Origin of the sequence: Collimonas arenae (genome assembly GCF_001584165.1) — a bacterium.
GTDB classification, from domain to species: Bacteria; Pseudomonadota; Gammaproteobacteria; order Burkholderiales; family Burkholderiaceae_D; genus Collimonas; species Collimonas arenae.
The window spans coordinates 4,328,074-4,341,222 of the sequence record NZ_CP013233.1 but is presented as its reverse complement, the minus strand read 5'-3'; the positions used below and the strand labels follow the sequence as shown (position 1 = coordinate 4,341,222).

10 protein-coding genes and 1 pseudogene are annotated in these 13,149 nt (G+C 58.0%); 5 read left to right on the top strand and 6 right to left on the bottom strand.

Annotated elements, in window-relative coordinates; genetic code table 11:
- Window positions 1-457 precede the first annotated feature (457 nt).
- Entirely contained in the window at window positions 458-1,759 is a 1,302-nt protein-coding gene (locus CAter10_RS19875) for an NCS2 family permease (RefSeq protein ID WP_061535478.1), read from the top strand.
- Between the two features lie 116 nt (window positions 1,760-1,875).
- On the opposite strand, the gene metH is transcribed toward CAter10_RS19875, so the two are convergent.
- From metH to rocD, 3 genes and pseudogenes are all read right to left on the bottom strand, one after another.
- The gene (gene metH / locus CAter10_RS19870) at window positions 1,876-5,658 is read right to left on the bottom strand and encodes a methionine synthase (protein WP_061534794.1); all 3,783 of its coding nucleotides are present in this window, start codon (window positions 5,656-5,658) and stop codon (window positions 1,876-1,878) included.
- 117 nt (window positions 5,659-5,775) lie between these two features.
- A complete protein-coding gene (locus CAter10_RS19865; RefSeq protein WP_061534793.1) occupies window positions 5,776-6,654 on the bottom strand; it encodes a dimethylarginine dimethylaminohydrolase family protein in 879 nt (292 codons plus the stop codon).
- Window positions 6,651-7,888, bottom strand: a pseudogene (gene rocD, locus CAter10_RS19860) (ornithine--oxo-acid transaminase). Before rocD ends, CAter10_RS19865 begins: the two are co-directional and overlap by 4 nt.
- 236 nt (window positions 7,889-8,124) lie before the next feature.
- Here rocD and CAter10_RS19855 point away from each other — a divergent pair.
- Complete coding sequence (locus CAter10_RS19855) at window positions 8,125-8,592, top strand: Lrp/AsnC family transcriptional regulator (protein WP_061534792.1); 468 nt, start codon at window positions 8,125-8,127, stop codon at window positions 8,590-8,592.
- On the opposite strand, the gene CAter10_RS19850 is transcribed toward CAter10_RS19855, so the two are convergent.
- Window positions 8,589-8,912, bottom strand: a complete 324-nt coding sequence (locus tag CAter10_RS19850; protein WP_061534791.1) for a 2Fe-2S iron-sulfur cluster-binding protein — start codon at window positions 8,910-8,912, stop codon at window positions 8,589-8,591. The two genes, CAter10_RS19855 and CAter10_RS19850, sit on opposite strands and share 4 nt — an antisense overlap.
- 140 nt (window positions 8,913-9,052) lie before the next feature.
- On the opposite strand from CAter10_RS19850, the gene CAter10_RS22155 reads away from it, so the two are divergent.
- Entirely contained in the window at window positions 9,053-9,208 is a 156-nt protein-coding gene (locus tag CAter10_RS22155) for a DUF3096 domain-containing protein (RefSeq protein WP_082797999.1), read from the top strand.
- 119 nt (window positions 9,209-9,327) lie between these two features.
- Here the strand turns inward: CAter10_RS22155 and CAter10_RS19845 are convergent, their stop codons facing one another.
- On the bottom strand, window positions 9,328-10,386 hold the full coding sequence (locus CAter10_RS19845; RefSeq protein ID WP_061534790.1) for a BMP family ABC transporter substrate-binding protein: 1,059 nt from the start codon (window positions 10,384-10,386) through the stop codon (window positions 9,328-9,330).
- A 255-nt stretch (window positions 10,387-10,641) separates the two neighbouring features.
- Between CAter10_RS19845 and CAter10_RS19840 the strand changes: the two genes are divergently transcribed.
- Window positions 10,642-11,406, top strand: coding sequence for a class II glutamine amidotransferase (locus CAter10_RS19840; protein WP_061534789.1), 765 nt, complete (start codon window positions 10,642-10,644; stop codon window positions 11,404-11,406).
- A 25-nt stretch (window positions 11,407-11,431) separates the two neighbouring features.
- Here CAter10_RS19840 and CAter10_RS19835 read toward each other — a convergent pair whose 3' ends face one another.
- A complete protein-coding gene (locus CAter10_RS19835; RefSeq protein ID WP_061534788.1) occupies window positions 11,432-12,199 on the bottom strand; it encodes an exodeoxyribonuclease III in 768 nt (255 codons plus the stop codon).
- A gap of 234 nt (window positions 12,200-12,433) precedes the next feature.
- Here CAter10_RS19835 and pyrE point away from each other — a divergent pair, with 234 nt between their 5' ends.
- Complete coding sequence (gene pyrE, locus CAter10_RS19830) at window positions 12,434-13,099, top strand: orotate phosphoribosyltransferase (RefSeq protein ID WP_061534787.1); 666 nt, start codon at window positions 12,434-12,436, stop codon at window positions 13,097-13,099.
- The last annotated feature ends 50 nt before the right edge of the window (window positions 13,100-13,149 follow it).

Here is a 13,149-nt window from a genome sequence, read left to right as displayed (position 1 = left end):
GCGCCGGTCGTCTATATAGCGAAAGGGCTAATGTCAATTATCTGCAATATGGAATAGAGAAAGAATAAGTAATTCCAATCAACGCATATCGATGCACATGAATGGTGCTGTTTGGTTTGGTATTTTTTTGGCAATTCATTCAAAGGCCAAACGCGGAAAATGTGGTTGCTCGGATAATTAATTAGGTTTCAGGAGCATCATTTGTCGGCGTGAATCCCCGCTATGCTGCGCCGGGACCGGTTATCATCTCGCTGGAATAATCAATATTTATCTCGGAGCATTATCTTGACCCCATTCAGTAACCCATCGCGGCGACGCGGTTTTCCCCAAAATGGCGCCAATTCCCTCACCGGGATAGAGCAAAAACCAGAGTTGCCGATGTCGCTTTGTCATGGCAAATCAACGGCATTCGAGTTTGCCGTGACAGTCTCTACACAATAAAAAAGGGGACATGACCATGCAATTTCTGGAAAAATTCTTCAAGCTGAAAGAAAACGGCACAGATGTCCGCACTGAATTGATTGCCGGATTGACCACTTTCTTGACGATGGCTTACATCATTTTCGTCAATCCAGCGATCCTCGGCGATGCCGGCATGCCGAAGGGCGCGGTATTTGTTGCGACTTGCGTCGCCGCCGCCATCGGTACGCTGATCATGGCCTTGTATGCCAACTATCCGATTGCCCTGGCGCCCGGCATGGGGCTCAATGCCTATTTCGCCTACGCGGTGGTCAAGGGCATGGGTGTGTCGTGGGAAGTGGCGCTAGGCGCCGTGTTCATTTCCGGCTGCCTGTTCATCATCGTCAGCCTGGTCGGCATTCGCGGCATGATCGTCAACGGCATTCCGCCGACGATACGGATTGCAATCACCGCTGGCATTGGTCTGTTCCTTGGCTTCATCGCACTGAAGAGCTCGGGCCTGGTGGTGGCGAATCCTGCGACCTTCGTGCAAATCGGCGACCTGCATAAAATTCCGGTAATCCTGTCGATCCTCGGTTTCCTGCTGATCGTGGTGCTGGATCACCTCAAGGTCAAGGGCGCGATCCTGATCGGTATCCTGACCGTGACCGTGCTCAGCTTTGTGGTTGGCGGCAATACCTTCAACGGCGTGGTGGCGATGCCGCCATCGATAGAGCCGACCTTGTTCAAGCTCGACATCATGGGCGCCTTGTCGATGGGTATCCTGAACATCGTGTTGGTGTTCTTCCTGGTTGAGATGTTCGACGCCACCGGCACCATGATGGGCGTGGCGAACCGTGCCGGCCTGCTGGTCAACGGCAAGATGGCGCGCCTCAACAAAGCCTTGCTGGCCGACAGTACGGCGATTGTGGCCGGCACCATGCTGGGCACCTCCAGCACCACCGCCTATGTCGAAAGTGCGGCGGGCGTACAGGCCGGCGGACGCACCGGACTGACGTCGATGGCGGTCGGCATCCTGTTCCTGGCTTGCCTGTTCATTTCACCGCTGGCCGGCGCGGTACCGGCCTACGCAACGGCGCCTGCCTTGTTTTATGTCGCTGGCCTGATGCTGCGCGAAGTGGTGCATCTGAATTGGGAAGACAGCACTGAAAGCGTGCCTGCCGTGATCACCATACTGATGATCCCTTTCACCTATTCGATCGCCAACGGCATCGCCTTTGGTTTCATTTCGTATGCGGCGCTGAAGCTGTTCACCGGGCGCGCCAAGCAGGTGCCGGCGATGGTGTGGGTGATCGCTGCGATCTTCCTGTTCAAGTTCATCCATCTGGGTGGCGATTGACAACGATTGACAACGTAGGGTGGGCACGCGTGCCCACGCGGAACTTCGCGATCCGTTGATCGCATGATACAGGCGTACCGCGTGGGCAGAAAAACCTGCCCACCCTACGATATCGGTTACAGATTGGGCGCCAGCCAGCGCTCAACATCTTCCTTCGGCACATCGCGCCTTGCCGCCATGTCGCTGACCTGGTCGTCACCGATCTTGCCGACCACGAAGTACTTCGATTCCGGATGGGCGAAGTAGAAGCCGGAGACGGCGGCGCCCGGGAACATGGCGAAGGACTCCGTCACCTGCATGCCGATCTCGTCGCATTGGAGCAGCTGGAACATGTCGGCCTTGACAGTGTGTTCCGGGCAGGCCGGATAGCCGGGAGCAGGGCGGATGCCACTGTATTTTTCCTTGATCAGGGCTTCGTTGGACAATTCTTCATCAGGCACATAGCCCCACAAATCCTTGCGCACCCGCTCATGCATGTATTCGGCAAACGCTTCCGCCAGGCGATCGGCCAGTGATTTCAGCATGATTGATGAGTAATCGTCATGTGCATCTTCAAAACGCTTCTCGTACTTTTCAATGCCAATGCCGCTGGTCACGGCGAACAGGCCGATATAGTCGGCAATGCCGGACGATTTCGGTGCGATGAAATCGGACAGGCACTGGTTCGGCCGGGCGAGGCCATCGATCACCGGCTTGACGGTTTGCTGGCGCAAGCCGTAATAGGTGAACGCGACTTTGCTGCGGGTGTCGTCGGTATAGATTTCGATGTCGTCATCGTTGACCGTGTTGGCCGGCATCAGCGCGATGACGCCGTTAGCGGTCAGCCAGCGGCCATCGATTAGCTTCTTCAATAGCGCCTGGCCTTCTTCGAATACTTTGCTGGCGGCTTCGCCGACCACTTCATCGGTCAGGATCGCCGGATACGGACCAGCCAGGTCCCAGGTCTGAAAGAACGGACCCCAGTCGATGTAGCGCGCCAGCGTGCCGAGATCGACATTCTTGAAAACGCGGCGACCGATGAACTTGGGTTTGACTGGCGCAAATTCGAGCTTGGTACGATTCTCGCGCGCAGCAGCCAGCGACAGCAACGGCACGGCTTTCTTGTTGGCGTGTTGTTCGCGGATGCGTTCGTAATCGACCGCGATCTCTTCGATGTATTGGTCGCGTTGTTCCGGCGTCAGCAGCGATTGCGCCACCGAGACCGAACGTGAAGCGTCCGGCACATACACCACCGGGCCTTCGTAATTCGGCGCGATCTTGACTGCGGTATGGGCGCGGCTGGTGGTGGCGCCGCCGATCAGCAACGGCATCTTGACGCTGCGGAAGTACGGGTCGCGCTGCATTTCCTTGGCGACGTAAGCCATTTCTTCCAGCGAGGGCGTGATCAGGCCGCTGAGGCCGATGATGTCGGCATTCTCGGCCTTGGCCATCGCCAGGATTTCCGAGCACGGCACCATCACGCCCATGTTGACCACTTCGAAGTTATTACACTGCAAGACCACCGAGACGATGTTCTTGCCGATGTCGTGGACGTCGCCCTTGACCGTGGCGATCACGATCTTGCCCTTGGGCTTGGCGGCGATGCCGGTCAGTTCTTCGTGCAGGCGCTTTTCTTCTTCGATGTAGGGAATCAGGTGAGCGACCGCCTGCTTCATCACGCGCGCCGATTTCACCACCTGCGGCAGGAACATCTTGCCCTGGCCGAACAGGTCGCCGACGATGTTCATGCCATCCATCAGCGGTCCTTCGATCACATGGATCGGGCGGCCGCCGTTGTTCAGCAATTCCTGGCGTGCTTCTTCGGTGTCTTCGACGATCCATTGCGTGATGCCTTGCACCAGCGCATGCGCCAGCCGCTGCTGCACAGTGCCGCTGCGCCATTCCAGCGTGGCTTCTTCTTTCTTGTCGCCGGCTTTCAGGGTCGAGGCAATTTCGATCATGCGCTCTGTGGCGTCTTCACGGCGGTTCAGCACCACGTCTTCGACCCGCTCGCGCAACTCGGCCGGCAGGTTGTCGTAGACGCCCATCATGCCGGCGTTGACGATGCCCATGGTCATGCCGGCCTTGATCGCGTGATACAGGAACACCGTGTGGATCGCTTCGCGCGCCGGATCGTTGCCGCGGAAACTGAAGCTGACGTTGGAGACGCCGCCGCTGATCTTGGCATGCGGCAGGTTCTCGCGGATCCAGCGCGTGGCGTTGATGAAATCAACCGCGTAGTTGTTGTGCTCTTCGATGCCAGTGGCGATTGCGAAAATGTTCGGATCGAAAATGATGTCTTCCGGCGGGAAGCCGATCTGGTCCACCAGCAGTTTATAGGCACGCTCGCAGATTTCGATCTTGCGTTCGAAGGTATCGGCCTGGCCTTTTTCATCGAAGGCCATGACGATCACCGCCGCGCCGTAGCGCCGGCACAGCTTGGCCTGGCGCAGGAATTCCGGTTCGCCTTCCTTCATCGAAATCGAATTAACCACCGCCTTGCCTTGCACGCATTTGAGGCCAGCTTCGATCACAGTCCATTTCGAGGAGTCGATCATGATCGGTACGCGCGCGATATCCGGTTCGGATGCGATCAGGTTGAGGAAGCGCTGCATGGCGGCGATCGAATCCAGCATCGCTTCATCCATGTTGATGTCGATCACCTGGGCGCCGTTCTCCACCTGCTGGCGCGCCACCGCCAATGCTTCGTCGTACTGCTCGTTGAGGATAAGCCGTGCGAACGCCTTGGAACCGGTGACGTTGGTGCGCTCGCCGACGTTGACGAACAGCGAGTTGTCGTCGATGGTGAATGGTTCCAGTCCTGACAACCGCATTTCATGTGTGGTTTCCGGCACGGTGCGCGGCGGAATCTTGGCCACGGTGTCGGCAATCGCCTTGATGTGCGGCGGCGTGGTGCCGCAGCAGCCGCCGGCGATATTGACGAAGCCGCTTTCGGCGAAATCCTTCAACAGTGAGGAAGTCACGTCCGGTGTTTCATCGAAGCCGGTGTCGCTCATCGGATTGGGCAGGCCCGCATTCGGATAGATACAGACGAAGGTGTCGGCAATCTTCGACAATTCTTCCGCATAAGGACGCATCAGCGCCGCACCTAACGCGCAGTTTAGGCCGACGGTGAGCGGCTTGGCGTGGCGGATCGAGTTCCAGAACGCCGGCACGGTCTGGCCTGACAGGATACGGCCGGATGCATCGGTGACGGTGCCGGAAATCATGATCGGCAAGCGCAGGCCAGATTCTTCGAAGAAGGTATCGATGGCGAACAGCGCCGCCTTGCAATTCAATGTGTCGAAGATGGTTTCGACCAACAGCACGTCGGCGCCGCCTTCGACCAGGCCGCGGGTTTGTTCCAGGTAGGCGGCGACCAGCTGGTCAAAAGTGACATTGCGTGCCGCCGGATCGTTGACGTCAGGCGAGATCGACGCGGTTTTCGGTGTCGGGCCGAGGGCGCCGGCGACGAAGCGCGGTTTGTCCGGCGTCGAATATTTATCGCAGGCGGCGCGCGCCAGCTTGGCCGACACCACGTTCATTTCGTAAGCAAGATGGGCCATGTGATAGTCATCTTGCGCAACTGTGGTGGCGCCGAAGGTGTTGGTCTCGATCAGGTCGGCGCCGGCCGCCAGGTATTGCTCGTGCACTTCGCTGATGATGTGCGGCTGAGTCAGCGACAGCAATTCATTGTTGCCCTTGACGAACAGCTCACGGCCCGGCCCGGTGAAATCGATGAAACGGCCGCTGGGACCGCCACGGTAATCTTCTTCCGTCAGCTTGTATTGCTGGATCATGGTGCCCATCGCACCATCCAGGATCAGGATGCGTTGCGCCAGCAGCTCGCGCAGGCGGGTTTCGGTGGGATTGATCGAAGCGGTCGAAGTCGTTGCTGAAGGCGTCACGGCAAGTGTCATGGGGGTACTCTGGTCAGGGACGCAAAAAACCCGGTCGCCGATAGCGCCGGGTTTTTTGCAATGGCAATGCCAGAAATTATACGTTAAATCAAGGGCTTGCGTATCCTCAAAGGCTGATTACGCAGCTTCCTGATCCACTGCCCGCGCAACCGTTTGTTGTGGTTCATTGAGTTTCAGGGTCAGACATTTTGCCGCGCCGCCAGCCTTCAGGAACTCGGTCAGGGCAGTCTGGTGAACGATGAAGCCACGGCTTTGCAGTTGCTCGACCAGCGCCGGGGACGCCTGGTTCAGGAAGATATGACGGCCGGAGTTGACGGTATTGCAAGCAAAATGCAAGGCATCTTCGCTGCTGACCACGATGCGCTTGTCGGCCGGCACGCGGGCGGTGATTGCGGCTTGCGACGCAGCATCGAATGCTTCCGGGAAATACATCACGTAGCCGCCGGCCAGCGGGCAGAAGCAGGTATCCAGATGGTAGAAGCGGGCGTCGACCAGTTTCAGCGGCTGTACTTCAATCTCCAGCAATTCCGACAGGCGGGTAGCGCAGGCGATATCCGAACGGTGGCCATGACCGAACCACAACAGGTTTTCGCTGCGATCCATCAACGCATCGCCGGCGCCTTCGAACGGCAGTTCCGGCGGCAGGGTCAGCACTTCAAAGCCATGCGCGGTGAAGGCGGCGTCGAAATAGACTTCTTCAGCTTGTCGTTCAACGTGGCGGAAACGCGACAACACTACCTTGTTGCCCAGCACAACGCCGGCGTTGGCCGTGAACACCAGATCTGGTACGCCCGGCATGGCCGGCATCAGCTTGACCTTGGCCACCTGGCCGATGGCTTCCACCAGCGCTTGCCATTGCTGCATGGCGACGCTACGGTTGCCATGCGCAATATTGCCAGCCATCCACGGATTAATGACATAAGACACTTCAAAATGGTCCGGAGCGCACATCAAGAATGTGTCTTCCGCGGTATGGTCCAGCAGGTGGTTGGTCATGCGTAGCTCCTTTCGGTCAGGTGAGTTGCAGGTGTATCGATGGTTGTAAATGTGTGGCGAATCGCTTCCAGTGCGGCGTCGATGTCGTTGGCGGTAATGATCAGCGGCGGTGCAAAACGCACCACGGTGTCATGGGTGTCTTTCGACAGGATGCCTTGCTCCATCAGGCGTTCGCAGAATTCGCGTGCAGAGATAAACGCAGGATCCAGATCCATGCCGATCAGCAGGCCTTTACCGCGGATTTGCCGTATGGCGGGATGCTTAATCGCACGCAATCCTGCCAGCAGGCGTTCGCCCATGCGCTCGGCGTTGTCGGCCAGTTTTTCATCACGCAGCAAGCGCAGCGCGGCATGACCGACCGCGGCCGACAACGGATTGCCGCCGAAGGTGCTGCCGTGGTCGCCGGGTGTAAACACCGCCATCAGGTCTTCGCGGGCCAGGAAGGCAGACACCGGCAGCAAGCCGCCGCCCAGTGCCTTGCCGAGGATCAGGCCATCCGGCTTGACGCCGTCATGGTCGCTGGCCAGCAGGCGGCCGGTGCGGCCGAGGCCGGTCTGGACTTCGTCGCAGATCAGCAGCACGTTGTGACGGTCGCAGATTTCCCGGCATTTCGCCAAATAGCCCTCCGGCGGCACGATGATGCCGGCTTCGCCCTGGATCGGTTCCAGCAGGAAGGCCGCGGTGCGCGGTGTAATCGCAGCTTCCATGGCGGTAGCATCGCCAAACGGCACGCTGGCGAAACCACCGGAAAAAGGGCCGAAGCCGTCGCGGTATTGGGCTTCCGACGAGAAACCGATAATGGTCGTGGTACGGCCAGAAAAATTGCCTTGGCAAACGATGATCTCAGCGCTGTTTTCGGCAATGCCTTTCACCTTGTGGCCCCATTTGCGGGCGGCTTTGATCGCGGTTTCGACGGCTTCGGCGCCACTGTTCATCGGCAGCGCTTTCGGCATGCCGGTCATTTCGCACAGCAATTGCAGGAACGGCCCAAGTTGGTCGCTGTAGAAGGCGCGCGAGACGATCGCCAACTGCGCCGCCTGTTTGGTCAGCGCGCCGACCAGGGTTGGATGGCTATGGCCGAAACTGACGGCGGAATAGGCCGACATCATGTCCATGTAACGCTTGCCGTCCTGATCCCACAGCCAGATGCCTTTGCCGCTGCTGAGTACACAGGCAGCGGTTCATAGTTGTGCGCACAGTATCGGTCTTCGAGAGTTATTGCATGGTTCTTCATGGTCTGCTCCTGGTGAGGCCACTTCTAAAAACCTAGCCTGGTCAGAGGCGGACGGGCCGCTGACTTTTTGTCCGCTGGTGGACTCTGGCTGAGACGCTTAGAGGTAGCTGCAAAATGCTGTTGTATAGGTGTATTGCATCTGGCTACATGATAATCACAAGCGCTGGAAATATTTGTGCATAATTGCTCATGGAATGCGTTTAATACGCAAGAATCGTGCATAAAAGGAGATTGGCATGGAAAAACTGGATCGTTACGACCGTATTTTGCTGCGAACCTTGCAGGCCAACGGCCGCGCCTCTAACGTTGAACTGTCCGAGCAGGTCAATCTGTCGCCGCCGCAATGCTATCGACGGGTGCAGCGGCTGGAGAAGGAAGGCATCATCCGCGGCTATGCGGCGCAAGTGGAGCCGGCGGCGATCGGGCTGGGCGTGGTGGCTTTCGTCAACCTGAACATTGCGCGTGAACAGTTCAAGCAGGTGCGCAAGCTGGAAAAGGCGATCCGCCTGTTTCCAGAAATCCTGGAGTGCTACACGATTTCAGGGGATTTCGACTACCTGCTGAAAGTGGCCGCGAGCGACCTGAAATCGCTGTCGGCATTTCTGACCGATCGCCTGATGCAAGTGCCGGGGGTGGCGGGGGTGCGCTCGATGGTTTGCCTGGAAGAGATCAAGCCGTCCAGTCCGCTGCCGCTGGGGGATTAGGAAGAATTCTTGCCGGGGGCTGCACAGCGCCGCGCTCTGGGTTCTTCAATGACCAGGTCCGATTCTGCAAAAGCGACGCACGGCAGGATATAGCCATCTCTCTTTTCATCGCTGCTCAGGCCGGGCCATTCAATTTGGTAACTGATCGTGCCTGTGAGTAAGCGGCACATGCAGGTACGGCAGGTGCCATTGCGACAGGAGCTCGGCAGATCGATCCGCGCCAGGCGTGCCGCTTCCAGTAACGGCATCGTGGCGGATGTGTCGAACGTCCAGTCCTTCGGTGTGATTCGCACTGCGAGTTTTTTGTCGTCAGCCGACATGATTGCGCTTTCTCAATTCGCCATTCCAAATGGCCGTATGATGACAACGTCTTGTAAAATCCCGAGGCCGGCTGCGACAGTCGGCCTTGCTTTCAAGTTGCGTTGCGTATTTGCCATTCCTCATCATAAAAAGATTGCCTATGAATATTCACCTTTCGGTCATTCCACTGGTTTCCCTGATCGCCGGCGTCCTGATCCTGGTCATGCCAAAACTCCTGAACTATATCGTCGCCTTCTACCTGATCGCCATCGGCCTGATCGGCATGTTCGGCACAGGTCATTTTCATCTGCACTAAGCATCGTTGTTGCCCGCGCGGCATACGATACCATTCCACCGAAAAATCGTCGAAGACCTGAACCGTCGGACAGGCATAGGCCCATCCAACTGGATGGGCTGTCATTGCTTTGCGCCGGCTTATTCGATTTTTAGCTTGCCGCTGATGATGGCGTTGTTGGCTTCGCGCACTTTGAGCAATACCGGGCGCAGGTGCAGGATGTCGCATTCTGAGTAAGCTGCATCCAGGCCGAGTGCGGTCAGTGTCACTGCGCCTTCCTTCAGTCCAAAGTCAAAGCGCGGTGCGGTAGAGCCGTTGACCAGCAGGCCGACGGCCAGGGTGATCGCGGTGTCGGCGTGCACCTCAACGTTATCCAGTACCCGTCCCGGTGCCTGCACGCATTGGTTGCTGCCGCTGCCAATTGCCTTGGCGCGCGTTTGCGGTGTCAGTGCCTTGAAGACGCCGGAATTGCTGCCGGCCGCCGCAGCCCAGATCACATCGACGCCATCCCCGAGCATGGTTTTGGTCAAGGTTTCTGCACGAGGCGGATCGTTGAACGGTTGCGGCCCTTCCAGCCATAGCGTTTCGTGGACGGCAATCCCCGCCTTGGCGGCGCGCGCGCCATTGGCGAAGGCTGCGCTGTTTTTTTTGCGCAGAGCCGTGTTGCTGGCGCCGATCATGCCGATCTTGCCGCCGCTCGACGCTAACGCCGCCTGCATGCCGGCCAGGTAGCTGGCTTCGTTTTCACGGAACGTGATGCAGGTGACATTGGTTGCCGCGTTGTCGATGCAATGTTCAAGAATCAAAAAGCGGGTTTGCGGCGCCTGGCGCGCGACGCCATCCAGGATGTCCTTGAACTCGATGCCCATCACCACTACGATCCTGGCGCCTTGTTTGATGGCGTTGTCGAGCTGTTGCTGGCGTCCGGCGCGGGTTGCCTGGCTTTCAAGCGTGACCGCTTCCATCCGGTACAGCTTGGCGGCGTTGTTGACGCCGCTGGTGCCTTGTGCAAGCAAGACATCGTCATTATTGGGCACCGGCCTGACATAAATGATCTTGGGCAGGTCGGCGGCAGCGGCCATCGCACCGGCGATGCATCCGAGAGCCAGCCCTAGCGCCAGCAGCAGGCGCTGCCATGTCGAGCCTGTGTTTAGCGGTCGGGATTGCTTGATTTTGGGGCCATGGGGGATGTGCGGCATTGTCTCTTCCTTTTTATAAGGCGCCGGATCTGATGCCGGCACGCAGTTGTCCGCACATATTGCTGGCAAAGCGTCGGGTTGCCATTTGGAGAGGGCTATACAAGCTATTGCGCGATGCTGATATGCCGGGCGCCAGCTGCAAGCGGCGACCGGAAAGAAGAGGGGAAATGCGTCACCATATTTCACTTTTTATTACGGCTGGTGCGTGATACCGTTACCGGGTTGTATTTCGCTTATCTTATTTGGCTCAGGAATATGTGTCAGTTACTTGGAATGAACTGCAATGTGCCGACCGACATTGTGTTCAGCTTTACCGGCTTTGCCACACGCGGCGGCCAGACCGGCCACCACAGCGACGGCTGGGGCATCGCCTTCTTCGAGGGCAGCGGGGTGCGCCATTTCGTCGATTACCAGGCGGCGATCGCATCGCCAGTGGCCGAGCTGATCCGGCGCTGCCCGATCAAGTCGAAAAACGTCATCGCGCATATCCGCAAGGCGACGCAGGGCCAGGTTGCCTTGCAAAATTGCCATCCGTTTGTCCGTGAATTGTGGGGGCGCTACTGGGTGTTCGCCCATAACGGCGACCTCAAGGAATTTGCGCCGAGCATGAATGGACCGTATCGTCCGGTCGGCAACACCGACAGCGAATTGGCGTTCTGCTACATGTTGCAGCAATTGCGCCAGCGTTTTGGCGACACGTCGCCGACACAGGCCGATCTGACTGCGGCACTGACCGAGCTGACGCGCGAAATTGCCGCCTATGGCACCTTCAACATGATGCTGTCTGACGGTTCGGCGCTATTTACCCATTGCTCGACTAACCTGTATTACATCGTGCGCAAGTTCCCATTCGCCGAAGCGCATTTGTCGGACGAGGATGTCAGCGTTGATTTCTCGCAAGTCACCACGCCGCAGGATCGGGTCGCGGTGATCGTCACCGAGCCACTGACAACCAATGAGGTGTGGACCAAATTCGGCGAAGGCGAGTTGATCGTGTTTGTCGACGGCGAGCCGCTTTGAGGTCGCGGCTGCCGTCGGCGGCGCTTTACGAATAGTCGATAGTCAGCGGCGCGTGGTCGGAGAAGCGCTCATCCTTGTAGATGCCAACCGTATGTGCCTGGGCTGCGATGCCAGGCGTGGTGATGTGATAGTCGATGCGCCACCCGACGTTCTTGGCCCAAGCCTGGCCACGGTTGCTCCACCAGGTGTATTGTTCGTCGCGCTTATCGACCTTGCGGAAGGCGTCGACCAGGCCGACTTCGTCGAACAGCTGCGTCAGCCAGGCGCGCTCCTCCGGCAGGAAGCCTGAATTCTTCTTGTTGCCCTTCCAGTTTTTCAGGTCGATTTCCTGATGCGCGATATTCCAGTCGCCGCAGATCACCACTTCGCGTCCGCTTGCCTTGAGTTCCTGCAGATGCGGCAGGAAGGCTTCCATGAAGCGGAATTTGGCGATCTGCCGTTCTTCGCTCGACGAGCCGGAAGGGCAATACAGCGAAATCACGGTCAGGTCGCCGAAATCACACTCGACGTAGCGTCCCTCGGCATCGAACTCGGCATTGCCGAAGCCGATCCGCACCGCATTCGGCTTGCGTTTGCTGTACAGGCCGACGCCGGAATAGCCCTTCTTCTCTGCATAGTGAAAATGACCGTGATATCCGTTCGGAGCCAGGAATTCAGGCGTCATGTCGGCTTCCTGCGCCTTCAATTCCTGGACGCAGACGAAATCGGCGGATTGCTTTTCCATCCACTCGAAGAAGCCTTTTCTGGCGGCGGAGCGAATACCGTTGAGATTGGCGGAAATGATTCTTGGCATGTTTGGTCGATATGAAAAAAGTTGGGGGCAGGGAGGCCTCAAGGATAACCGATTCCGCCCGAGTGGCGCTGAAGGCGCAACGGGCAGCGGTTTAAAACATTGCCGGAAGGCAGGCACGGTGTTTGCACTTACTGCTGTGTATCGGATGAACTCCATTTAAAATGGCGGTTTGGTGTCGCTTTTGCGAGGCAAATAGCGACAAAATTTGTCAACTTAAACCGTCTGGAATGCATTTTGAACAATTTACGTCAACAATTTATTGAGTTTGCGGTCAAGGCCGGGGTGCTGCGATTCGGCGAGTTTGTGACCAAGGCAGGACGCACCTCTCCGTATTTCTTCAATGCGGGCATGTTTAACGAGGGTGCTGCACTGGGCCAGCTGGCGCAATTCTATGCGCGTACCTTGATCGATTCTGGTTTGCAATTTGACATGTTGTTCGGGCCAGCCTACAAGGGCATCACGCTGGCATCGGCAACGGCGGTCGCGCTGGCTGCGGAAGGACGCAACGTGCCGTTTGCGTACAACCGCAAGGAAGCCAAAGACCATGGCGAAGGTGGCAACATTGTCGGCGCCGAATTGAAGGGCCGTGTGCTGATTATCGACGATGTCATTTCCGCCGGCACTTCGGTGCGCGAATCGGTGGAAATGATCCGTGCGGCCGGCGCCACGCCCTGCGCGGTGGTGATTGCGCTGGACCGGATGGAACGGTCAGGCAAGGACGATGCACTGTCGGCCAATTCCGCCGTCGAGGAAGTGACGAAGGCGTATGGCATGCCGGTGATTTCGATCGGCAACCTGAACGATTTGCTGGAATACATTTCCGGCGCTGGCGCCAATGCGGAACTGACGCGTTACAAGGCGGCAGTGGCGGCTTACCGGGAGCGCTACGGCGTAGCCTGATCCGCGGCTTGATGCGACACACAAGCCGTGGCTGTGGTGTTTTCTATGCG

What these genes read in the sequence shown, in the direction of transcription:
- CAter10_RS19850 (WP_061534791.1), bottom strand. Translation starts at nt 8,912, where the DNA reads ATGTCGGCTGACGACAAAAAACTCGCAGTGCGAATCACACCGAAGGAC.
- metH (WP_061534794.1), bottom strand. Translation starts at nt 5,658, where the DNA reads ATGACACTTGCCGTGACGCCTTCAGCAACGACTTCGACCGCTTCGATC.
- CAter10_RS19840 (WP_061534789.1), top strand. Translation starts at nt 10,642, where the DNA reads ATGTGTCAGTTACTTGGAATGAACTGCAATGTGCCGACCGACATTGTG.
- CAter10_RS19835 (WP_061534788.1), bottom strand. Translation starts at nt 12,199, where the DNA reads ATGCCAAGAATCATTTCCGCCAATCTCAACGGTATTCGCTCCGCCGCC.
- CAter10_RS19875 (WP_061535478.1), top strand. Translation starts at nt 458, where the DNA reads ATGCAATTTCTGGAAAAATTCTTCAAGCTGAAAGAAAACGGCACAGAT.
- CAter10_RS22155 (WP_082797999.1), top strand. Translation starts at nt 9,053, where the DNA reads ATGAATATTCACCTTTCGGTCATTCCACTGGTTTCCCTGATCGCCGGC.
- CAter10_RS19855 (WP_061534792.1), top strand. Translation starts at nt 8,125, where the DNA reads ATGGAAAAACTGGATCGTTACGACCGTATTTTGCTGCGAACCTTGCAG.
- CAter10_RS19845 (WP_061534790.1), bottom strand. Translation starts at nt 10,386, where the DNA reads ATGCCGCACATCCCCCATGGCCCCAAAATCAAGCAATCCCGACCGCTA.
- CAter10_RS19865 (WP_061534793.1), bottom strand. Translation starts at nt 6,654, where the DNA reads ATGACCAACCACCTGCTGGACCATACCGCGGAAGACACATTCTTGATG.